Genomic DNA, 21,325 nt, shown 5'->3' with positions numbered 1-21,325 from the left:
CACCTGCCGCTGCGGCAGCGCGGCTTGATACCCGTCAACCCCTCCCCCCGCATGGCTGCCAACAATGGCGGCCGTCCGCTTGCCACGCAAGCCCCCGCCGAGGTTCCCGTCATGAGCATCCTGCGTATCGGAAAAGTCGCCATCAACGTGCTGGATCTCGCCGAAGCACGCCGCCACTACGGCGACTTCCTGGGCCTGACCGAAACCGCGAGCGCCCCCGGCACGGCGTACTTCAAGGGCTGGGACGAGTACGACCACCACAGCATCATCCTGAAGGAAGCCGACCGGGCCGGCATCGATCACCTGGCCTTCAAGGTGCGCTTTGCGGACGATCTCGCGCGCGTGGAGGCCGCCTGCGAGCGGTTCGGCTTTCCGGTCGAGCGGGTATCGGCCGGCAGCCGCATCGGTGAGGGCGAGGCCCTCGCCACCACGCTGCCGACCGGCCACCGCATCGAGTTCTACCAGCAGATGGAGCGCGTCGGCGTCGCCGTCGGCAACACCAATCCGGAGCCGTGGCCGGACGACCGCCGCGGCATCGGCGTGAACCGCTTCGACCACGTGCTGCTGACGGGTGAGGATCTCGAAGGCGTAACGCGCTTTTTCGTGGAAGGGCTCGACTTCCACCAGAGCGAGCGCCTCATCAACAAGGAAGGCGGCCTGCTGGCCACCTTCATGCACGTCACCAACAAGGCGCACGACATCGCCTTCATCAAGGGCCCGAACGGCAAGCTGCACCACGTCGGCTTCTATGTGGAGACCTGGGACGACGTGCTGCGCGCGGCGGACCTGCAATCACGCCACCGCGTGCGCACGGAACTGACGCCGTCCCGCCACGGCCTCACGCGCGGCCTCACCACGTACTTCTTCGACCCGTCCGGCAACCGCAACGAGACCTATGCCGGCGGCACCTTCCCGTACTACGACAACGACGTGGTGACCTGGACCGAGGACGAGGCAGCGCGCGCCATCTTCTTCCACGGCCGCGAGATGATCCCGAGCTTCGGCCAGGCGCTGACGTGAGTTTCGCCACCGGCGCCGCTTGACGCCGGTCAAGCCCGCCGCGCAGCGGGCGTGAAACGATGGCATCGCTTTCGGGTGGTGGCGCTGCCGGCCACCACCCAACCGCCACCGCATCGGTGACGGTGACCGGTATCCCGATCGGCCGCGCCGCGGTCCAGGGATGGGGTGGCGTCCTCTATCTGTGGGGGAGCGGGGACGCCACCTTTTTTATTGCCGCCTTGCTTGTCGCCCGGCCGCCCGATGCGCCGGCCCCGCGACGCGGTCCTTCGCGGCGAGACGCCGCTGCATAACGCATTCCGCCGACTGCCTCAGCCGCACACCTCGCGACCGTTCACCTTCTTGCAGCCAGGGTGCGCCTCGTCGCCCAGGCGTGGGTCGCGCGCCGGCGCGTAGCGCGGGCCGACCGGATGCTGGTGGCCGACGTACACGCCGTCGGGCGTGCGGATGATGGTGGTGCCGTCCGAGCCGACCACCGCCCCACCCTGGTAGGTGTAAGTGGTGCCGTCGCTGCACTGCGCGTAATGACCGCCCGCCACGCACTCGTGCGCGGCCGCGGGAGCCGCCAGCGCAGCCGACAGCACAGCCGCCAACACCCCTGTCACAAACACTATGAAGCGCATTGCCGATCTCCCGGTTGTGTGCGTCGCCGGTGATGGTAGCCGAGCGGGCGCATGCAAGGGCGGGCGCAGGCCGGCTACCATGTTCTGGCGATCCTGGCTCCGACACGTCGCGGCCGCAGGCCCCGGGCACCGATCAGAATGTCCTCTGTGCACCTTCGCACCACTTTCCAACCTCTCGTTTCCGTGGTCCGACAGACTCGTTTCAACTCACCCGTGCAGGCCGCGCACCGCGGGCCGGCAGAGCGCCTTTTCGGCGTGGCCGGCTGATGCGCCGGCGCTCGCAAGTCCTCACGCTGCTCACGGCGCTGCTGGTGGCGGCGCTGGCCTACGGCATTTATTACGGCATCCGCTGGCCGCGCCAGCTGCACCGCGACTGGCAGGTGGTCGACAGGATTCGCCTGTCGCGACCGGACAGCCTGTCGCTCGGGCCGGACGGTCGCCTCAGGTACGTGACGCTCGAAACCATCCCGGGCTTCCTGGTGGAACTGACGCCGGACGGCCCAAAGACGGTGTTCGGCGATTTTGGCGAGCCGGACGGCACGCTGCTGCTCGACGACGCCATCGTGGTGAGCGAGGAAGACACCGGCGGGCGGGTGCTGCTGTACCACTTCGCCTCCGCGCGGCTGCGCGTGCTGGCGCGCATCGATCACGCCGAGGGCCTGCTGCGCCAGCCGGACGGCCGGCTGGTGGTGGCGCAGGACATGCCGGGCGGCAAGCTGATCGAGATCGCCGACGACGGCAGCACGCGCACCCTGGTCGATGGCCTCGACCAGCCGGAGGGGTTGTGCCGGCTGCCGGACGGGCGCATCGGCATTGCCGAGAGCGGCAGAGGCCGCATCCTCGCGCACGGGCCGGCTGGCACCGAGGTGCTGGCGGACGACCTCGACGGCGTCGACCAGATTGCCTGCGGCGCCGACGGCAGCCTGTGGGCGGTGCAAAGCGCCGTGCGCAGCGGCCGGCTGGTGCGCATCAAGGACGGCCACCGGCGCGTCGTCATGAGCCGCCTGCGCGAGCCCCAAGGCATCGCGCTGGCGCCGGACGGCAGCGTGTACCTGGCCGAGACGCGCGCCAACCGCGTGCTGCACCTGAAGCCGCGCTGAGCGGTCGGCGCCTGCCGACAGCCCGTCAGGAAACGCTTGTCAGCGTCCGCTCAACGCGCCGGGCCCGCGGCCTGATCGATGGCGCGCTGCACCTGCGCGCGCATGGCGGAATCCTCGGGCAGCAACGCCAGCAGGCGCTGCCAGTAGTCGCGCGCCTGCGTCGAGTCGCCGGCGAGCTGCGCCGCCTGCCCCAGCACCCACAGCGCCGAGCCATTGCTGGGGTTGATCTTGAGCACCTGCTCGTACAGCTCCACGGCGCGCCCGCTCGGCCGCTGCGGGTCGAGCGCGTACTCGCTGGCGGCGTAGGCGGCCAGCACCTCCGGGCGCGTCGGGTCGAGCGCGTAGGCGCGGGCGTAGGCGTCGCGACCACCACGGCGGTCATCCTGCAGGCTGCGCGCAAAACCGGCGCGCACCCAGGCGCGCGGGTCGTCCGGCGTGTCGACGATGCCCTGCTCGACGCGCGCCAGCATGGCGGCGATGCCGGCCGGCGGCGGCACGCCCGCCTCGCGCGCGTCGGCATAGCCTTCGAGCAGCGTCAGATCATCCGGCGCCAACTCTGCCGCCCGGCCGTAGGCTTGGCGCGCGTCGGCCGGACGGCCGAGCACCACGTAGGCCCGGCCCAGACGTCGCCAGCCCTCGGCATCGCCGCCGTCCTTGGCGAGCCGCGCTTCGAGCCGCGCCACCATGGCGGCGGGGTCGACCGGCGGGGCGCCGCTGGCAGCGGGGTTTGCCTCAAGCTGCTGCCAGAACCCGCCCTGCAGGGTTACGTACAGCCCAATCGCCGCCGCCGGCAGCAGCGCCATCACCGCCAGCGCAAAGGGCCATGACGTGCGGGCATCCGCCGGCACGACCGGCACCTGCGCTGGCGCCAGGGCGGCGAGGTCGGCCTCGATGCGTTGTCGCTCGTCGGCGTAGCTCGCCGCGTCCAGCACGCCCTCGTCGCGGGCGCGCGCCAGCTCCGCGAGGCTCGCCTGCAACTGCGCACGGCGCACGGCGGCGGTGTCGCCCACCGGCACCGGCGCGCGCAGGCGCAGCACCAGCGTCGCTACCGCCAGCACGGCACCGAGTGCGATCAACACCAGCGTGGTCATGGGCGCTCCTGGTCGCGAAGACGCCTTCGCAGGTAAACGAATGCCCCGCCGCCGGCCAGCGCCAGGATCACCAGCGGCGCCCACCACAGCGGCGCGCCGCTGCCCTGCCGGGGCGGACGCATGAGCACGAAATCGCCGTAGCGGGCGCGGAAATAGTCGACGATCTCGGCCTCACTGCGGCCGGCGGCGAGCTGCTCGCCGATCAGCCGACGCATGTCCTGCGCGAGTTCCGCGTTCGACTCCGCCACTGACTGGTTCTGGCACACCGCGCAGCGCAGCTTCTGCGCGATCTCCAGCATCTGCCGCTGCTGCGGGTCCTCGCCGACCACGTCGGCCCGAGCCAGCGGCGCCAGCAACAGCAGCGCCATCAACAATTCACGCATCAGCTCACCCCGAACAGGCGCTTGAGGTAGCCGCGCAGGCTGTCCGCGTCGAGCGGCCCCACGTGCTTGGCGAGCAGCGTGCCGTCGGCGGCCACGAAAAACGTCTCCGGCACGCCGTACACGCCAAGCTCGATGCCGGCGCGGCCCTCGGGGTCGAAGAACGACCAGCGGTAGGCGTTGCCGCGCTCGGCGAGCCAGGCTGCGCCAAGTTCCCGCCGGTCGCGGTAATTGAGCCCGATGAAGGCGACCCGGTCGCCGAACCGCTGCGCGCCCTCCACCACCACCGGGTGCTCCACGGCGCAGGATTCGCACCACGAGGCCCAGACGTTGATCAGCATCGGCCCGCCCTGCCCGGCCTTGGCCAGATCGACCGGCTGCCCGTCCAGGGTCTCGCCGGGGATCGACGCCAGCGGTTTGCCGATCAACGGCGAGGGAATCTGCTTCGGATCGTGCCGCAGGCCGAGCGCGAGCGCGCCGATCAACAGGGCCAGGGCGGGCAGGAGAAGCAGGCGCCAGAGTTTCATGCTGCGTCGTCTTGGAAGGCGTGAAGTCGAGGCGGGACGGTGACCGGGCCGGGGCGTGATTATGCCGGCGACGGCCAACCGGCCGCGCGCGCCGGGCAGGGTTGACCACCATCAAGCGGGGCACGTTGCGAGTCATTCGCATCACGGGCAGCATAGCGGCCATGTCCCGCCCCCTCGCCTCCCCGTGGCTCGCCGCCCCGCTGCTCGCAACGCCGCTGCTGGTACAGGCCACGCAGTACCTCAGCGTCGAGCAGGCGCAGCGGGTGCTGTTCCCGACCGCCACCGCATACTCGCCGGCCGTGCTCGAAATCACCCCGGAGCAACTGAAGACCATCGAACAGGCGAGCGGCACCCGGGTGGTGAACCGCAAGCCCCGGGCGTGGCGCGCGCAGGCCGGCGACACCCTGCTCGGGCACGTGTTCGTGGATCAGGTGTACGGCAAGCACGAGCTGATCACCTACGCGCTCGGCATCACCGCCGACGGCCAGGTGGCTGGCGTGGAAATCCTCGACTACCGCGAAACCCACGGCGACCAGGTGCGCCTGCCGCGCTGGCGGGCGCAGTTCCTGGGCAAGGACGCGGACGACGCGGTCAAGCTCGGGCGGGATATCCAGAACATCAGCGGCGCCACACTGTCGTGCCGGCACCTGACCGATGGCGTGCGCCGATTGCTGGCGACACACCGCGCGCTGCTCGCCGGCGCGCCGTGAACGCGCCCTTCAAGCAGCCGCTTGCGGGCACGCTGCGACGCGCCCAGCCGTGGCTCGGCACGTTGGTCGGCATCGAGGCCGCTGGCCTGCCTGCCGAACCGCTCGCGCGGGCCGTGGACCGCGCCTTCGCCGCCGTGGCACGCGTGCATCGGGCCATGAGCGTTCACGAACCGGGCAGCGAGCTGTCGCGGCTCAACCGGCGCGCGCACGCCGGCCCGGTGCGCGTGAGCGGCCACCTGTGGCGGGTGCTGCGCGCCGCCTGCCGGATGAGCGTGCTGACGGACGGCCTCTTCGACGTCACGATCGCGCCAACGCTGGCGCGCTGGGGCTACCTGCCGCGCACGCGGGCCCTGCCCGCCTCGCCCGGCAACTGGCGCGACATCCGCCTTCATGCCGACCACACGGTGGCGTTCGCCCGCCCGCTGCACGTCGATCTTGGCGGCATCGCCAAGGGTTACGCGGTGGACCTGGCCATCGCCACGCTGCGCCGCGCGGGCGTGCCGCGGGCCAGCGTCAACGCCGGCGGCGATCTGCGTTTTTACGGCCGCGAGCCGCGGCAGATCGCCGTGCGCGACCCGGCCGGCGGCCTGCGCCTGCTGGCGCCGATGCGGGAGGGCGCCATCGCCACGACCTGCGTGGCGGACACGCGCCAGGAACTTGCGGGCACCTGGCGCTCGCCGCTGGTCGATCCCCGCAGCGGTCGGGCCTTTGCGCGCGCCGACAGCGTCACGGTGCTGGCGCGCACGTGCCTCACCGCCGACGCACTCACCAAGCCGGTGGCGCTCGACCCAAGCACCTGCGAATCCGTGCTGCGGCGCCTGCGCGCCCGCGCGCTCGTCCTGCCCGCGGCATGAAACCCGGCCCGCGCTACTTGGTGCTCGGGCCGCGACTCGGGCCCCGCAGCCGCCGGGCCGTGTACGCACTCGGCCTGCTGCTGCTTGGCAGCGGCGCGGCGTGGCTGATGCTGCACACGTGGGTGCGCGTGGAAGGCGCCTTCGGCCCGGAACACCACCCGCTCGAAGCCTGGCTCATGCGCCTGCACGGCCTGCTCGCGCTGCCGGCGTTGGTGGGAGTGGGCGCGCTGCTGCCAGCGCACGTGTGGCCGGCCTGGCGACCGCGTTTGCGCCGCACCAGCGGTGTTGCACTGCTCAGCGCCTGCGCCGCGCTGGCGCTCGGCGGCTGGGCGCTCTACTACGTGGCGGACGACGCCGTTCGGGGCTGGGTATCGGTAACACATTGGGTGCTGGGCCTCGCGCTGCCGGTGCTGCTGCTGGCGCACATCGTCGGCGCCAGACGCGAGCGACGGGCAGGCGAGCACGCCGCGCGGCGCCCGCCGGGACTGTGAATCAGCCGCGCTTCAGCCGGGCTCCGATGCGCGCCACGCGCACCACGTTGCCCTGCGTCTGCACGATCTCGACCGGATAGTCGCCGAGCAGCAGGCTGGTGGCCGGCGTCGGGATGTCCTCCAGATGTTCAAGGATGGCGCCGTTCAGCGTCTTGGCTTCGCTCACGGGCAGGCTCCAACCCATGGTGCGGTTCAGTTCCCGAACGCTGGCGCTACCGGACACCAGACACGTGCCGTCCGGCTGCGGGTGTACGTCGCTTCGCACCACCGCCGGCGTGCCGGCGAACTCGCCAATGATCTCGCCGAGGATATCCTCGACGGTGATCAGGCCGACCGTGTCGCCGTACTCGTTGACCACCAGCGCCAGACGCTCGTGGCCGGACTGAAACTGCAGCAGTTGCTGCGTGAGCGCGGTGCCCTCGGGCACGTAGTAGGGCTCCTGAAGCAGTGCCTGCAAGCGCTCGGCGTCGAAGTCGCCATCGGCCAACTGGTGCGTCACCCGCCGCAGGTGCAGGATGCCGAGCACCTGGTCAAGCGAGCCGCGGCACACCGGCAGACGCGTGTGGGTGCTGGCGCGCAGCTGGGTGAGGATGTCCGGCCAGGCGTCGTCGAGGTCGACGTACCGCACCTCGTTGCGGTGGACCATCACGTCCTCTACCACCACGCTTTCGAGGTCCAGGATGCGCAGCAGCATGCCGCGGTGGCGCGGCGAGAAGTGATGCCCGGCCTCGAACAGCAGGCTGCGCAGTTCCTCGCGACCGAGCGCGTCGGACGCGGACTGATCCGTGCGCACGCCCAGCAGCCGCAGCACGCCGTTGGCGACCCAGTTGACGCCGACTACCAAGGGCAGCAGCACCGCCATCAGCGCCGACAGGGCGTAGGCGGCCGGAAACGCCACCCGCTCCGGGTGCAGCGCGGCGAGTGTCTTGGGCGCCACCTCGCCGAAGATTAGCGCGAAGATGGTGAGCACGCCGGCCATAAGCGCGATCGCCTGGTCGCCCCACACCTGCAGCGCGATCAGCGTGGCGGCGCTGGAAGCGAGGATGTCGCAGAAGTTGTTGCCGAGCTGCACGAGACCAATGAACCGATCCGGCTGGCGCAGCAGCGCATCGGCGCGCCGGGCGCCCGGGTGACCGGCCCGCACGAGGTGCCGCAACCGATACCGATTGAGCGACAGCAGCGCCGTTTCGGCCGCCGCAAACAGCCCCGACACCAGCACCAGCCCGATCAGCGCCGCAATCAGCAGCGCCAGCGGTAAGTCGTCGTCCAATCGGGATCAGGCCTCGCGCGGCAACAGTTGCCCGCGATCATCGGCAGTCGGCGTCGCGACTGTCAAGGCAAGCGGCGGCGTGCCCGGGCTGGCCGCCGCCGGCGCCACCGCCAGCCGCAAACCGGCCCGGTAGTGGTCCGCGGCGGCGCTGCGGTCACCGATCTCGTCCAGCAACTGCGCGAGTTCAAGGTGACCCAGCGGGTTCGGCGACAGGCGCAGGCTGCTTTCGAGGTAGGTCTGCGCTTTGGCGAATCGCCGGGCGCGCCGCGCCAGTCGACCGGCCGCGAGCAGCAGGGCCGGGTCGTCCGGATGCGCCGCCAGCCACCCTTCGGCCTGCGCCAGGTGACGCTCCGGGTCTGCGCCCGAATGACCGCCGAAGGCCTCGACGGCCGCCGCGCCCCACTCATCCCGCAGCAGCTCGCCGAGCTGGTCCTGCGCGGCATCGAGCTGACCGGCCCGACGCAGCGCGAGCGCATACGCCAGGCGCACCGCGCCGTCCCGACGCAGGCGACGCGATAACTGCGGCCACAGCAGATCGGGCACCTCGCTGCTCGCCAGGCGTGCGCCGGCTATCGCCGCTTCTTCGGTTGCCGCGCGGGCGGCATCGATCACGCCCGCCCGGCGCAGGCGTGGCAGCAGATCCTGCATCGCCTGCCAGTCCTGGCGCGCGCGCGCCAGACGGACTTCGAGTTCCAGCAGGCGCGGGCTGCTTTCCTCGGCCGCCCCCTTGAGCGTCAAGGCCGCCGACGTCGTGTCACCGGCGTCGATCTGGGCCTGCGCCTGCAGGCAGGCGATCGCGCGTTTCGCCTGCGGCGCCGCGGCGCGGGCGGCGGCGAACTCGCGCTCCCGACGTGCCGTTTCCCCTCGCAGGCGGGCGAGATGAGCCAGCGCCAGTGCCTGCAACACCGGTGCCGCGGCGGCCCGCCGGCTGCGCTGCAGCAGCTTCTCGGCTTGCGCGTAGTGGCCTTCCAGTACCGCCAGCACGCCGCCCGCCAGGTCGCGCTCGGACTGGTCACGGCGGCGCAGGCGCCGCAGCACCGCCCGTCGCCACAGCGCCTGACGCGCGCGCGCGGCGCTGCCGAGCAGCCAGTGCAGCACTAAAAAAACGCCCACCGCCAGCAGCAGTGCCACCAGCAGGCTGCGAATCTCGACCCGCCAGTCCCCCCAGGCGAGGAGCACGTACCCGGGCTGCGCGGCTACCAGGCTCGCTACCAGCACACCGAGCGCGGCGGCCAGCAGCAGCCAGAGCAATCGCCTCATGGCATCGGATCCGAGTCGGCGCGTCGGCGCAAGGCGTCGAGCTGCTCGCCGAGCCCGGTCAGATCCGGCAGCGGCGGGCGCAGGTCGGTGTCCGCCAGCCGCTTCAGCGTTGCGAGCGCCGCGGCCGTCGTCGCAGGCCCGGTGTCGAGATACGCGTTGGCCCAGTCGGTGAGATCGGCGATGTCGCGCCGCAGGGCCGCGTCGTCGCGCCGCCGCAGGGCAAGCTCGGCCGCCGCGAGCTTCAGCGCCAGCTGCTCGTGCAGGTACTGGGTCTCGTGCGGTCGCAGCAAGGGCTGCACCGGCGTGCCGACGCGCTGCACGACGATCACCTCGCTGAGCTGCTGCCAGGCCTGCTGCACGGTGCCGCGCCAGCCCGGACTTGCTGGCGTCGTCGGCGCCACGCCGGGCTCGCGCAGGCCCGCCTCCCGGAGCACCTCGCCGGCTTGCGCGAGTTCACCGCCAAGCGCCGCCACATCGGGAACGCGCACCGTGTCGAGCGCGCTGCGGGCGCCGTCGATGGCACGCCGCAGCGCGTCGCTGCCCGGGATTGGCGCGAGTGTGGCGCTCGCCAGTTGCAGGGCAAGCGCCGCGCGCGCCGGATCGTAGTCAAACGTGGCCGCGCGGCTGGCGCTGCGCAGCAGGTAGTCCGCTTCCGCCAGCGACCAGGCGGCAAGGCGCTCGGGACCGAGCTGATCGACGCGCTGCGTGAGCGCACGCAGGCGGCTTTCGAAGGCCGCCAGATCCTCGCTCGCGGTGCTGCGCCAGGCATCCAGCGCGTCGATCTGACGACCGTGCTCTTCGGCGCGCGCAGCATCCTGCGCGAGCCGCGCCTGCAGGGGCGTCCACAACCACCACCAGGCGCCCGCACCTGCCAACGCCAGGGCAATGACAAGCACCGCCGTCGGCACCACCCAGCGGCGTGTGCCGGGCCCCGGAACGGGCGTGGATTTTTCGTTGGCCGGACCGGGCTTCGCGTCTGCGATCGGGCCCGCGCCCGCTGCCGCCGGGTCAGGCACGATGCTCGGCGGCGGTGGTCGGACCCGGCACCCGGCAGGCCAGCTCTTCGAGCGCCAGGCGATACACCTCGCGCTTGAAGGTGACGATCTGCGTCAGCGGCGCCCAGTAGTCGACCCAGCGCCAGGCGTCGAACTCCGGGCTGCCGTCGGCGTCCAGGCGAATCTGCTCCTCGCCGGCGGTCAGGCGCAGCAGGTACCAGAGCTGTTTCTGGCCGATGCACGGCGGCCGGTCGCGGCGCAAATAGCGGCGCGGGATCAGGTAGCGCAGCCAGCCCTGTGTGGCGCCGAGCAGCTCGACGTGGTCGCGGGTCAGGCCGACTTCCTCCTGCAACTCGCGAAACAGCGCCTGCTCCGGCGTCTCGTGGTGCTTGATGCCGCCCTGCGGGAATTGCCAGGCGTTCTGGCCTACGCGCCGGCCCCAGAACACGTGCCCGGCGTCGTTCACCAGGATGATGCCGACGTTTGCCCGAAAGCCTTCCGCATCGATCATGGGAACGGTCCTTGAAACGGCTGCCGCAGGCGCCCGGAACACCGCTGAAGCCGGCTGTCGAGCGCTGTAAAATCGCCATCGATGTTAGCACGCAGCCCTACCTGGAGCGGCCGCACATGGCCCGCACGCTTGCCCTGTTCGATCTTGACAACACGCTGCTGACCGACGACAGCGATTACCTGTGGGGCCGCTGTCTGGCCGATGCGGGCCTGGTCGACGGCGACGCCTACGAGGCCGAGAATGCCCGCTACTACGAGCTGTACAAGGCGGGTGGTCTCGACATCCACGAGTTCCTCGCCTTTGCGCTGCGCCCGCTGCGTGACCTGCCGCTGGCGCGCCTGCTGGAACTGCGCGACCGGTTCGTGGCCGAGTGGATCGCCCCGCGCGTGGCGCCGGGCGCCCGGCCGTTCATCGACCGCCACCGCCGGGAGGGGCACCAGTTGGCCATCATCACGGCCACCAACCGTTTCGTGACCGGACCCATCGCCGGGCTGCTCGGCGTGCCGGCGCTGATCGCGACCGAGCCCGAGCGCGACGCCGGCGGCTTCACGGGGCGGGCGCTCGACCCGCCGTGCTTTCGGGCCGGCAAGGTGGCTTGCCTTGCGCGCTGGCAGACGCGCTACGGCTACGAGGGCGCCTACCGGTATTTCTACAGCGACTCCCACAACGACCTGCCGCTGCTGGAGCAGGTGGACGTACCGGTCGCCGTGGACGCCGATCCCGAGCTCGCCGCCATCGCCGCCACGCGCGGCTGGACCCGCATCAGCCTGCGCTCGGCAGGAGACTGCGCCCGGGCCGAGGACGGCTAGGGCTCTGCTATCATCCCGGCCGCTCGCCACGGCACCGATCCGGGCCATCGGCGACGGCGCCACGCCGCACGCCATGCCCCGCACACGCCGGGGCGACCAGAACACCGAACTGCGCCCTGGGCTGTAACCATCTTGCGCCATTCATATCCAGCGGTTTTTCGAATCCTCCGCGCGACCGGTGCTGTGCTCCTCGCCGGTAGTCTTGCCACCCCGGTGACGGCCGCCGTCAGCCAGCCAAGCGATGCCCAGTGCGGCAGCGCGTTCGAGTTCATCGGCCCCGACCCGGCCGTCGCCGCCCGTGCCAAGGCGAGCGGCCAGCCGATCTACGTGGTGGCCGATTCCTCCGAAGCGGAACCCGGCGGCGAAATTCGCCTGCGTGGCCAGGCGGCGATCGTCAAGGGCGACCGGCAGCTCAACGCGGACGAGGTGACCTTCAACCGCGACCAGCAGGCGGCGGTCGCCACGGGCGCGGTGGTGTTCGGCGACAGCCGCATGATGCTGGAGGGCAGCAGCCTCGAATACAACATCGACGCCGACCAGGGCACCATCGAGAACGCCAGCTACGCGCTGCGCGAGAAGCGGGCGCGCGGGCGCGCCACGCGCATCATCCGCCGCGACGCCAGCCGCCACACGCTGGAAGGCGCCTTCTACACCACCTGTCCGCCCGGCAAGCGCGACTGGGCGTTGCGCTCGTCGAAGGTCGATCTCGACTTCGACAAGGGCGAGGGCTCGGCGCGCAACGTGGTGCTGGACTTCAAGGGCATCCCGATCCTGTACAGCCCGTATTTCAGCTTTCCGCTGTCCGACGAGCGCAAGTCGGGCTTCCTGGCACCGAGCGCCGGCACCAGCGACGAGCTTGGTTTCGAGCTGCGCGCACCGTACTACCTGAACCTCGCCCCGAACTACGACGCCACCCTCACGCCGCGCTACATGAGCAAGCGCGGCCTGATGATGGAGGGCCTGGGCCGCTACCTGTTCACGGATTTCCAGGGCGAGATCGGCGGCACGTATCTGCCCTCCGACAGCGAAGCGGGCCGGGACCGCAATTCGGTGAGCTTCATGCAAAGCGGCACTTTCACGCCGCGCTGGACGCACTACCTCACCTTCAACCGCGTGTCCGACGACGCCTACTTCGAGGACTTCGGCAAGGGCATCAACGACGTCAGCACCACCCACCTGCAGCGTCTGGCCACCACCAGCTACAACGGCGACAACTGGCGCCTCAAGGGCCAGGTGGAGACGTATCAGACGCTGACCGGCAGCCAGCCCTACCGCCGCCTGCCGCAGCTCATGTTCAACACCTCGGGCTTTGCGCCGGGCGGCCTCAGTTACGCGCTCGACAGCGAGTACACGCTGTACGACCACCCGGACCAGGTGGACGGCGCGCGGCTCGACCTGTACCCGAGCCTCAGCCTGCCGTGGGAGCGGGCGGCGTTTCGCATCGAGCCGCGCGTCGGTTTTCGCTATACCCAGTACGACCTGAACAACCAGTTGCCGGGGCAAGACGACGCGCCGAGCCGTTCGGTGCCGATAGTGAGCCTGGACAGCGGCCTGTTCTTCGAGCGCGACCTCGACCTGTGGGGCGTGAGCGCCATGCAGACGCTCGAACCGCGCCTGTATTACCTGTACGTGCCGAACCGCGACCAGGACGACATCCCGATCTTCGACACCGGCGACACCGACTTCAGCTTCCAGTCGCTGTTCCGCTCCAACCGCTTCTCGGGTCCGGACCGGCAGGGCGACGCCAATCAGGTGACGGCCGCCGTCACGTCGCGCTTCCTCAGTACCACCAGCGGCACCGAGCTGTTCCGCGGCAGCATTGGCCAGGTGCGCTATCTGCACGACCGGCAGGTGGCGCTGCGGGCGGGGCCGGCGGTGGAGGCGAACGAGTCGGCCATCGTCGGCGAGCTGTGGGCGCGGCTCACGCGCGCGCTGCTGGCGCGCGGCGATCTTGAATGGGATCCGGACTCCGGCAGCACGCAGCGGTCCGTGTTCGGCCTCTATTACCGGCCGCAGAACGGCCTGCTGCTGAATGCTTCCTACCGCATGCGGCGCGAGCTGCCGAACCTGTCGGCGCCCGGACTCACCGAGAGCATGGAGCAGATCGACCTGTCCGGCGTGGTGCCGCTCGGGCGCAACTGGCAACTGGTGGGGCGGTCCTATTACTCGCTGCCGGAGTCGAAGATCATCGAGAGCTTCGTCGGCGTCGGCTACGAGAGCTGCTGCTGGGGCGCCCGCGTGGTCACCCGCCGCTACGTGCGCGACCTGGGCGGCGACACCACCAGCGCCATCCTGTTCGAGCTGGAGCTGAAGGGCCTGACCAACATCGGCAACAAGGTGGAAAACCTGCTCACCGAGGGCGTGTTCGGCTACAACCGCGACGCCTACGGCTTCGGATCGACCCCTACGCGCGGATTCTGACGTGAAACGACTGCTGGTTCTGCTGTGTGCCTTGCTGGCGCCGGCCTTGGCAATGGCGGCCAACCTCGACCGGGTGGTCGCGGTGGTGAACAAGGACGTCATCGTGCAAAGCGAGCTGGAGCGCGAGGTGCAGCGCATCGTGGCGGACCTGCGCCGGCGCGGCACCACGACGCCACCGCCGACCGAATTCGAGCGGCAGGTGCTCGAACACCTGGTGGCGCGGCAGCTGCAGATGCAGCTGGCCGACGTGGCCGGCATCAACATCAGCGACGACGAGCTGAACCTCGCGCTCGAAAACATCGCCGCGCGCAACCAACTGACACTCTCGCAGATGCGCGACGCGGTGATCGCGGACGGCGGCAGCTTCGAGGCCTTTCGCGACGAGGTCCGCAGCGAGATGCGCCTGACGCAGCTGCGCCAGCAAGAGGTCATCGCCCGCATCAACGTGTCCGACGCGGAAGTGGAACGCTTTCTGGCCGAAGGCGGCGCGGCGGCGAGCGCGCGCTACCACCTGGCGCACATCCTGATCGCGCTGCCGCCCGACCCCACGCCGGCGCAACTGCGCGACACCGAGGCGCAGGCGCGGCGCGTGCACGACGAGCTCGCCGCCGGCGCCGATTTCGCCAGCACCGCGGTGGCGGTGTCCAAGGGCCAGCAGGCGCTGGAAGGCGGCGACCTTGGCTGGCGCAACGCCGACGAGCTGCCGCCGCCGTTCGTGGCGGCCGTACAGAACCTCTCCCCCGGCGGCATCAGCGACATCATCCCGAGCTCGAACGGCTTCCACATCCTGAAGCTGCTCGAAGCGGACGCCAGCGGCGGTCGGCACGTCGTCGAACAGACCCACGTCGAACACATCCTGGTCAAGGCCGAGTCCGGGCGCGAGGACGAAGCTCTGGCGCGCGTGGAATCGCTGCGCCAGCGCATCCTGGCCGGCGAGGATTTTCAGGCGCTTGCCCGCTCCCATTCGGATGATCCCGGGTCGGCAGTCAAGGGCGGCGACCTCGGCTGGGTGCAGGCGCAGGACGTCGTGCCGGCGTTCGCGAGCGCCATGCAGGGCCTGCCGGAGGGCGAACTGAGCGAGCCCGTGCGGTCCTCCTTCGGCTTTCACCTGATCCGCGTGCTCGGCCGCCGCAGCCAGGACGACACCGAGGCCTACCGCCGCGCCCATGCCCGCGACACGCTGCGCGCGCGCAAGGCCGAGGAAATGACGCAGGCCTGGCTGCAGCGCCTGCGCGACGAGGCCTACGTGGAGCTGCGTCCCTAGGGACATGCCGACCGTTTCCATCCGCGAAATGCTTCGGCTCGCGGCAATGCGGCTCACGCCCACACTGCACCCTGCAATTCACGCCGGGGCGCCCTGTCCCGGACGGCCATGATTCGTCTCGCGCTCACCGTCGGCGAGCCGGCCGGCATCGGGCCGGACATCTGTCTTGACCTCGTCCGCGCCGCGCCGGAGCCGCAGATCGAGCTCGTCCTCATCGGCGACCGGCACCTGCTGGCCGAACGCGCCGCGGCACTCGGGCATGCGCTGCGGCTGGTTCCGTTCGAGCCAGGCGAGCCGGCCGCCCCGCCAACCCCGGGCACCGCGCCGGTGCTGCACGTCGACCTGCCGCGCCGGCCGCCGCCGGGTAAGCCCGACCCCGCCAACGCGCTGGCGCTGCTGGAAGGGCTCGATCACGCCGTCCGGGGCTGCCTCGAAGGCCGCTTCGACGCGATGGTCACCGCCCCGCTCGACAAGGGCGTCATCAACGACGCCGGCATCCCCTTCAGCGGCCACACCGAGTACCTCGCCGCCCGCTGCGGGACCGCGCAGGTGGTGATGCTGCTGGTAGCGGACCGCCTGCGGGTGGCGCTCGCCACCACCCACCTGCCGCTGCGGGAGGTGGCTGATGCGCTGACGGTGGACGGCATCGCCGGCACGCTGCGCATCCTTGACCATGACCTTCGCCAGCGGTTCGGCCTGCCCCGGCCGCGGATCGCGGTGTGCGGCCTCAACCCCCACGCGGGCGAGCGCGGGCATCTCGGACGCGAGGAGATCGACGTGATCGCGCCCGCCATCGCGGTCGCACGGGCCGCGGGGCTCGACGTCACGGGTCCGCTGCCGGCCGACACGCTGCTCACGCCGGCGCGGCTCGCGCCGTTCGACGCCGTGCTCGCCATGTACCACGACCAGGGCCTGCCGGTGCTCAAGTACGCCGGCTTCGGGCGCGCGGTGAACGTGACGCTCGGGCTGCCCATCATCCGCACCTCGGTCGACCACGGCACGGCTTACGACCTCGCTGGCACCGGCCGCGCCGACGCCGGCAGCCTGCGCGCTGCGGTCGCGCTGGCGGTCGAAATGGCCAGGGCAGGACGCTGATGCAGCCGGCCAGAAAACGCTTCGGGCAGAACTTCCTGCACAGCCCGGGCGTGATCGCGCGCATCGTCGCCACGCTGGCACCCGCGGCCGGGCAGGCGCTGGTCGAGATCGGCCCCGGCCACGGCGCGCTGACCGGCCCGGTGCTGGAGCGCGCGGGCGCGCTCACGGCGATCGAACTCGACCGCGATCTGGCCGACGAGCTGACGGAGCGCTTTGCGCCGCGAGGGCTTGCGCTGATCAGCGCCGACGCGCTGCGCTTTGACTTTCGGGCGCTGGCGCCGCCGGGCGGGCGTCTTCGCGTGTTCGGCAACCTGCCCTACAACATCTCGACGCCGCTGCTGTTTCACCTGCTCGCCCAGCGCGCGGTGATCAAGGACATGCTGTTCATGCTGCAACGCGAGGTGGTGGACCGCATGGCCGCCGCCCCGGGCGACGACGACTACGGTCGCCTCAGCGTGATGTTGCAGTACGCCTGTGAGGTCGAGGCGCTGTTCGTGGTGCCGCCGGGGGCGTTCTCGCCGGCGCCCAAGGTGCAGTCGCGCATCGTGCAGCTCACGCCCTACGCGACGCTGCCGCACCCGGCCGCCGACGAGCGGCGGTTTGCGGAGCTCGTCCAGCGCGCCTTCGCCCAGCGGCGCAAGACGCTGCGCAACAGCCTGGCCGGCGTGGTGAGCGAGGCGCAGTTCGCGGCCGCCGGCATCGATCCCGGCCTGCGGCCGGAGGTACTGTCGGTAGCGGATTTCGTGCGCCTGGCGGATGGCGAGTAAATGCTGAAAAACGCCATCCCTGGATTTTTTCAGCTCGCCGCGGCACGGGGCAAGCCCGCGCCGGGCTCCCTGAATCAAGGGTTGAAGCCCTTGATTCAGGCCGGGGCATCCTGCCCCGGACGGGAAACGCCCAACAGGTCGGCGTTTCCCTGACCCATGCGCGTGCCGCGTCTTTTCGTCGACCAGCCGCTCGCCAGCGGCGCCGAGTGCGCGCTGGGCCAACGCGCGCTCGATCATGCCGTGAAGGTGCTGCGCCTGCGGGACGGCGACGGGGTGTGTTTGTTCAACGGCAGCGGGGGCGAGTTCGCTGCCCGGCTCGTGCGCGCACCGGGCGGCGAACTCAGGGCGCAGGTGGGCGAGTTCACGCCGGATCGCTGCGAGTCACCGCTGCACCTGCGCCTGGTGCAGGGCATCTCGCGCGGCGAGCGCATGGACTACACGCTGCAAAAGGCGGTGGAGCTTGGCGTGAGCGACATCGTGCCGGTGACCACCGAGCGCACGGTGCTGCGTCTGGCCGGCGAGCGCGCCGCACGGCGCCTCGCGCACTGGCGCGGCGTGGTGCTCGCCGCCTGCGAGCAGAGCGGGCGCACGCGCGTGCCGCCGGTGGCCGAGCCGTGCGGGCTGGAGGAGTACCTGGCCCGGTACGACGCCGCGGCGGGCACGGGCCTGTTGCTGGACCCAAGCGCCGCGCAGGCGCTGGCCACGCTTCAGGACCTGCGCGGCCCGGTCAGCGTGCTGATCGGCCCCGAGGGCGGCCTGTCGGCGGCCGAGCGGCAGCTCGCTCAGGCGGCCGGCTACCGACCGGTGCGGATGGGCCCGCGGGTGCTGCGCACGGAAACGGCCGCCGTGGTGGCGCTCTCGCTCCTGCAGGCGCTGGCCGGGGACATCGGCGGCTGAAGGTTCGGCGCGTCCCGCGACGTGACGGCAGGGCACCGGTTGACCTTCATCAACCACGCCGTGTTTCAGCGTTGACGGGCGGTCGACGGGCGCGCCACCCTGTTCATGCATCGGTCGGACGCCGCGCACGGCGCCCCGGGCGAATCACCGGACAGCTCCCCCCATGTCTCGCAAGACGTTCGCCATCACGCTCGCCGCCGCGTTCATCGTGGCCATCGTTGCTGCTGTCGCCTGGCGACTGCTGACAGCGCAATCCCCAGACAACCGCATCATGGCCAGCGGCCGCATCGAGGGCCGCATCACGCAGGTCACGCCGAAGGTGTCCGGCACCGTCGCCGAGTTGCCGGTGGACGAGGGCATGTCCGTCACGGTGGGCGCGCGCCTGGCGCGGCTCGACGAACCGACCCTGCGCGAGCGCCGCCGCGCCGTGCAGGAGCAGCAGAGCACCCTTGAGCACCGACTCGCCAGCGAGCGCACCGCCTACGCGGTGGCGCAACGCGAGTTGCCGCTGCGCATCGCGCAGGCCAGAGCGGCCCTCGACGAGGCGCAGGCGCGTCTTGCCGCCGCGCAGGCGGACCGCGCGCAGGCTGGTGCCGATGCGCGGCGCCTGACCACGCTCGCCGAGCAAAAGCTCGCGGCCGAACAGCAGGCCGAGACCGCCCGCTCGCGCGCCGACGTGGCCGGCAAGACGGCGCTGGCCACCACGGCCGCCGTGCAGGCGGCCAGCAGGAACCTCGATCTCGCGCGGCTTGGCGATCAGCGACTCGCCGCGCAGGCACAGGCGCTGGCGGCGCTCGAAAGCCAGGTGCAGCAGGCCAAGGCGCAGCTCGCCGAGCTCGATACGCGGATTGGCTATCTCGACATCCCGAGCCCGCTCGCCGGCGTGGTGCTGACGCGTAGCGTGGAGCTTGGCGAGCAGGTGGCTCCGGGCAGCCCGCTGTTCTCGCTGGTGGACCTGAATCGGCTGTACCTCAAGGTCTACGTGCCGGAGCCGCTGATCGGCCGCGTGGCGCTCGGCCAGCGCGCCGAGGTGCGCGTGGATGCCTACCCTGACCGGGCGTTCGTCGCCACCGTCACCAAGGTGGCGACCGCCGCCGAGTTCACGCCCAAGAACGTCGAGACCCGGGAAGAGCGCGTCAAGCTGGTGTTCGCGGTCGAGCTGTCGCTCGCCGAAAACCCGGGCGGCGTGCTCAAGCCGGGCATGCCGGCCGACGGCGTGATCCACACCGCAAGCGGTGAGCAGGCAAGGCAGGCCGGCCAGGCCAGCGCGCCGTGAACGGCGGGCGCCCGGCGCTCGTCCGCGTCGAGGCTCTGCACAAGTCCTACGCCCGCGGCCGCATCAGGGCGGTGGACGACGTGTCGTTCCAGGTCCACACCGGCCGCGTGTACGGGCTGATCGGCCCGGATGGCAGCGGCAAGACCTCCGTGCTGCAGGTGCTGGCCGGCGTGCTGTCGGCGGATGCTGGTCACGCCGAGGTGGCCGGCATCGACGTGCGCCGCCGGCCGGAGGCGGTGAAGCCGCTGATCGGCTACATGCCGCAGGGGCTGGGGCTGAACCTCTACGACACGCTGTCGGTCGGCGAGAACATCGAGTTCTTCCGCGCGCTGCGGCAGGTGCCGGAAGAGCGCTATCGCGAGAACGTGGAGCGCCTGCTGGCGATGACGCGTCTGGCGCCGTTTCTGGACCGCCCGGCCGGCAAGCTGTCGGGCGGCATGCGCCAGAAGCTCGCGCTGATCTGCACGCTGATCCACCTGCCGGACATCCTGCTGCTCGACGAGCCGACCACGGGCGTCGATCCGATCTCGCGGCGCGACTTCTGGACCATCATCCAGGATCTGGTCGCCACGCGCGGTGTGACGGTGCTGCTGACCACCTCCTACATGGACGAGGCCGAGCGCTGCACCTACGTCGGCCTCATGGACCGCGGCCGGCTGATCGCGGAGGGCACGCCGCAGGAGCTGTGCGCCGCCCTGCCCGGTCGTCTCGTCAGCGTGGCCGGCGCGGCGCCGCAGGCCCTGCTGCCGCAGCTCGCCGCCTGGCCCGAAACCCTCGCGACGGCGCTGTTCGGGCGCGAGCTGCACGTGCTGCTCGACGATGGCGGCGTGGACGTGGCCGGGCGTCTGGCCAGCGCAGGGCTCGATAACGTGCAGGTGCAGGACATCGCGCCCGGGCTCGAAGACGTGTTCGTGCAGCGTCTCACGCGCAGCGGCGCCACTGGCACCACTGGCACCGCGCACGCCGACCCGGCCGAGGTGCTCGCCGCCGCGCCGGACGAGGACACCGGCACCGCGCCGGTGCGCACCGAGGCGCTGACCTGCCGCTTTGGCGATTTCACGGCCGTGGACGCGGTGGGGCTGACCGTCGAGACGGGCGAGATCTTTGGCCTGCTCGGCCCGAACGGCGCCGGCAAGACCACGCTCATCAAGATGCTGTGTGGCCTGCTGCGGCCGAGCGACGGGCGCGCCCAGGTGCTGGACATCGATCTTGCGCGCGGCCGGGACCGCCGGCGCCTTCGCGCGCGCATCGGTTACATGTCGCAGCGCTTCTCGCTGTACCGGGATCTGACCGTACGCGCCAATCTCGACCTTTACGCCGGTCTCTACGCCCTGCCGCGCAGCGAGCGCGACCGGCGCATCGACGCGCTGCTGGGTGGGCTGGAGCTGGCCGGGCACGCGCAGCGGCCGACGCGCGACCTGCCGTCCGGCCTACGCCAGCGGGTGTCGCTCGCGGCCGCCCTGCTGCACGAACCGAAGCTGCTGTTCCTGGACGAGCCGACGTCGGGGGTCGACCCGCTGGCACGGCGCGAGTTCTGGGACCTGGTGCACCTGCTCGCGCGGCGCAGCCGCATCACGGTGCTGGTCTCGACGCACTACATGGACGAGGCTGAGCACTGCGATCGCCTGGGCCTGATGCACCAGGGTCGGTTGATTGCGGTCGGTGCGCCCAGCGAACTTCGCACGCGCGCCGAACAGGAAGGCGGCCCGGTGGTGGCCGTGGACGCGCACGACTTCGCCGCCGCCTACCAGGCGCTGCGCGACGCCTTCCCGGCCGCCATGCTTTACGGGCGGCGCATCCAGTGGCAGACGGCGACCGCCGACGCCGACGCCGCCCGGGCACAGGCGCTGCTTGGCGAAGCGCAGCTCGACGGGCACCTGCGGCGGCTCGGGCTCAGCATGGAGGAGGCGTTCGTGCACTTCGTGAGCCACGCGGGGGCGAATCGTGGCTAGGAAGGCGCAGAAGGT

Annotated in this window: 21 protein-coding genes; 13 read left to right on the top strand and 8 right to left on the bottom strand. The window is 71.3% G+C overall.

What is annotated here, in order from left to right; genetic code table 11:
* The first annotated feature begins 111 nt into the window (after nucleotides 1-111).
* Nucleotides 112-1,020, top strand: a complete 909-nt coding sequence (locus AB7F93_RS07810; RefSeq protein WP_428302333.1) for a catechol 2,3-dioxygenase — start codon at nucleotides 112-114, stop codon at nucleotides 1,018-1,020.
* A gap of 308 nt (nucleotides 1,021-1,328) precedes the next feature.
* Here the strand turns inward: AB7F93_RS07810 and AB7F93_RS07805 are convergent, their stop codons facing one another.
* Nucleotides 1,329-1,640 carry a hypothetical protein gene (locus tag AB7F93_RS07805; protein WP_428302332.1) on the bottom strand — a complete coding sequence of 104 codons (312 nt, stop codon included), beginning with the start codon at nucleotides 1,638-1,640 and terminating at the stop codon, nucleotides 1,329-1,331.
* A 266-nt stretch (nucleotides 1,641-1,906) separates the two neighbouring features.
* Here AB7F93_RS07805 and AB7F93_RS07800 point away from each other — a divergent pair, with 266 nt between their 5' ends.
* Nucleotides 1,907-2,740, top strand: a complete 834-nt coding sequence (locus AB7F93_RS07800) for an SMP-30/gluconolactonase/LRE family protein (protein WP_428302331.1) — start codon at nucleotides 1,907-1,909, stop codon at nucleotides 2,738-2,740.
* Between the two features lie 50 nt (nucleotides 2,741-2,790).
* Here AB7F93_RS07800 and ccmI read toward each other — a convergent pair whose 3' ends face one another.
* From ccmI to AB7F93_RS07785, 3 genes are read right to left on the bottom strand one after another with little or no spacing between them, the layout of a single operon-like run.
* On the bottom strand, nucleotides 2,791-3,831 hold the full coding sequence (ccmI, locus tag AB7F93_RS07795; RefSeq protein WP_428302330.1) for a c-type cytochrome biogenesis protein CcmI: 1,041 nt from the start codon (nucleotides 3,829-3,831) through the stop codon (nucleotides 2,791-2,793).
* Nucleotides 3,828-4,214, bottom strand: coding sequence for a cytochrome c-type biogenesis protein (locus AB7F93_RS07790; RefSeq protein ID WP_428302329.1), 387 nt, complete (start codon nucleotides 4,212-4,214; stop codon nucleotides 3,828-3,830). The genes ccmI and AB7F93_RS07790 overlap by 4 nt, the downstream gene beginning before the upstream one ends.
* On the bottom strand, nucleotides 4,214-4,738 hold the full coding sequence (locus AB7F93_RS07785; RefSeq protein WP_428302328.1) for a DsbE family thiol:disulfide interchange protein: 525 nt from the start codon (nucleotides 4,736-4,738) through the stop codon (nucleotides 4,214-4,216). Before AB7F93_RS07785 ends, AB7F93_RS07790 begins: the two co-directional genes overlap by 1 nt.
* Before the next feature lie 161 nt (nucleotides 4,739-4,899).
* Between AB7F93_RS07785 and AB7F93_RS07780 the strand changes: the two genes are divergently transcribed.
* The 3 genes from AB7F93_RS07780 to AB7F93_RS07770 are packed head-to-tail and all read left to right on the top strand — an operon-like array spanning nucleotide 4,900 to nucleotide 6,793.
* The gene (locus AB7F93_RS07780) at nucleotides 4,900-5,448 is read left to right on the top strand and encodes an FMN-binding protein (protein ID WP_428302327.1); all 549 of its coding nucleotides are present in this window, start codon (nucleotides 4,900-4,902) and stop codon (nucleotides 5,446-5,448) included.
* Nucleotides 5,445-6,302, top strand: a complete 858-nt coding sequence (locus AB7F93_RS07775) for an FAD:protein FMN transferase (protein WP_428302326.1) — start codon at nucleotides 5,445-5,447, stop codon at nucleotides 6,300-6,302. The genes AB7F93_RS07780 and AB7F93_RS07775 overlap by 4 nt, the downstream gene beginning before the upstream one ends.
* Before the next feature lie 59 nt (nucleotides 6,303-6,361).
* Nucleotides 6,362-6,793 carry a hypothetical protein gene (locus AB7F93_RS07770; protein WP_428302325.1) on the top strand — a complete coding sequence of 144 codons (432 nt, stop codon included), beginning with the start codon at nucleotides 6,362-6,364 and terminating at the stop codon, nucleotides 6,791-6,793.
* Between the two features lies 1 nt (nucleotide 6,794).
* Here the strand turns inward: AB7F93_RS07770 and AB7F93_RS07765 are convergent, their stop codons facing one another.
* The 4 genes from AB7F93_RS07765 to AB7F93_RS07750 all read right to left on the bottom strand — a co-directional run bounded on the left by AB7F93_RS07765 (nucleotide 6,795) and on the right by AB7F93_RS07750 (nucleotide 10,829).
* Nucleotides 6,795-8,063: an HlyC/CorC family transporter gene (locus tag AB7F93_RS07765; protein WP_428302324.1), complete on the bottom strand. Its 1,269-nt coding sequence runs from the start codon at nucleotides 8,061-8,063 to the stop codon at nucleotides 6,795-6,797.
* A gap of 6 nt (nucleotides 8,064-8,069) precedes the next feature.
* Nucleotides 8,070-9,323 (bottom strand): heme biosynthesis HemY N-terminal domain-containing protein, encoded by a 1,254-nt coding sequence (locus AB7F93_RS07760; protein ID WP_428302323.1) that lies wholly within the window; start codon nucleotides 9,321-9,323, stop codon nucleotides 8,070-8,072.
* Complete coding sequence (locus tag AB7F93_RS07755; protein ID WP_428302322.1) at nucleotides 9,320-10,219, bottom strand: uroporphyrinogen-III C-methyltransferase; 900 nt, start codon at nucleotides 10,217-10,219, stop codon at nucleotides 9,320-9,322. The genes AB7F93_RS07760 and AB7F93_RS07755 overlap by 4 nt, the downstream gene beginning before the upstream one ends.
* A 112-nt stretch (nucleotides 10,220-10,331) precedes the next feature.
* Nucleotides 10,332-10,829, bottom strand: coding sequence for an RNA pyrophosphohydrolase (locus tag AB7F93_RS07750; protein ID WP_428302321.1), 498 nt, complete (start codon nucleotides 10,827-10,829; stop codon nucleotides 10,332-10,334).
* An 11-nt stretch (nucleotides 10,830-10,840) separates the two neighbouring features.
* Here AB7F93_RS07750 and AB7F93_RS07745 point away from each other — a divergent pair, with 11 nt between their 5' ends.
* From AB7F93_RS07745 to AB7F93_RS07710, 8 genes are all read left to right on the top strand, one after another.
* Complete coding sequence (locus tag AB7F93_RS07745) at nucleotides 10,841-11,638, top strand: HAD family hydrolase (protein WP_428302320.1); 798 nt, start codon at nucleotides 10,841-10,843, stop codon at nucleotides 11,636-11,638.
* 183 nt (nucleotides 11,639-11,821) lie between these two features.
* The gene (locus AB7F93_RS07740; RefSeq protein WP_428302319.1) at nucleotides 11,822-14,059 is read left to right on the top strand and encodes an LPS-assembly protein LptD; all 2,238 of its coding nucleotides are present in this window, start codon (nucleotides 11,822-11,824) and stop codon (nucleotides 14,057-14,059) included.
* Between the two features lies 1 nt (nucleotide 14,060).
* Nucleotides 14,061-15,323: a peptidylprolyl isomerase gene (locus AB7F93_RS07735; protein WP_428302318.1), complete on the top strand. Its 1,263-nt coding sequence runs from the start codon at nucleotides 14,061-14,063 to the stop codon at nucleotides 15,321-15,323.
* 108 nt (nucleotides 15,324-15,431) lie between these two features.
* On the top strand, nucleotides 15,432-16,418 hold the full coding sequence (gene pdxA / locus AB7F93_RS07730; protein WP_428302317.1) for a 4-hydroxythreonine-4-phosphate dehydrogenase PdxA: 987 nt from the start codon (nucleotides 15,432-15,434) through the stop codon (nucleotides 16,416-16,418).
* Nucleotides 16,418-17,185: a 16S rRNA (adenine(1518)-N(6)/adenine(1519)-N(6))-dimethyltransferase RsmA gene (gene rsmA / locus AB7F93_RS07725; protein WP_428302316.1), complete on the top strand. Its 768-nt coding sequence runs from the start codon at nucleotides 16,418-16,420 to the stop codon at nucleotides 17,183-17,185. Before pdxA ends, rsmA begins: the two co-directional genes overlap by 1 nt.
* 156 nt (nucleotides 17,186-17,341) lie before the next feature.
* Entirely contained in the window at nucleotides 17,342-18,082 is a 741-nt protein-coding gene (locus tag AB7F93_RS07720) for a 16S rRNA (uracil(1498)-N(3))-methyltransferase (protein ID WP_428302315.1), read from the top strand.
* Nucleotides 18,083-18,245: 163 nt separating this feature from the next.
* Nucleotides 18,246-19,358: an HlyD family secretion protein gene (locus AB7F93_RS07715; RefSeq protein WP_428302314.1), complete on the top strand. Its 1,113-nt coding sequence runs from the start codon at nucleotides 18,246-18,248 to the stop codon at nucleotides 19,356-19,358.
* On the top strand, nucleotides 19,355-21,310 hold the full coding sequence (locus AB7F93_RS07710; RefSeq protein WP_428302313.1) for an ATP-binding cassette domain-containing protein: 1,956 nt from the start codon (nucleotides 19,355-19,357) through the stop codon (nucleotides 21,308-21,310). The genes AB7F93_RS07715 and AB7F93_RS07710 overlap by 4 nt, the downstream gene beginning before the upstream one ends.
* Nucleotides 21,311-21,325 lie beyond the last annotated feature (15 nt).

The organism is Immundisolibacter sp., assembly GCF_050250495.1.
Classification (GTDB): Bacteria; Pseudomonadota; Gammaproteobacteria; order Immundisolibacterales; family Immundisolibacteraceae; genus Immundisolibacter.
Note: the sequence above shows the minus strand (reverse complement) of the source record. Positions and strands in the feature narration are given on the sequence as shown.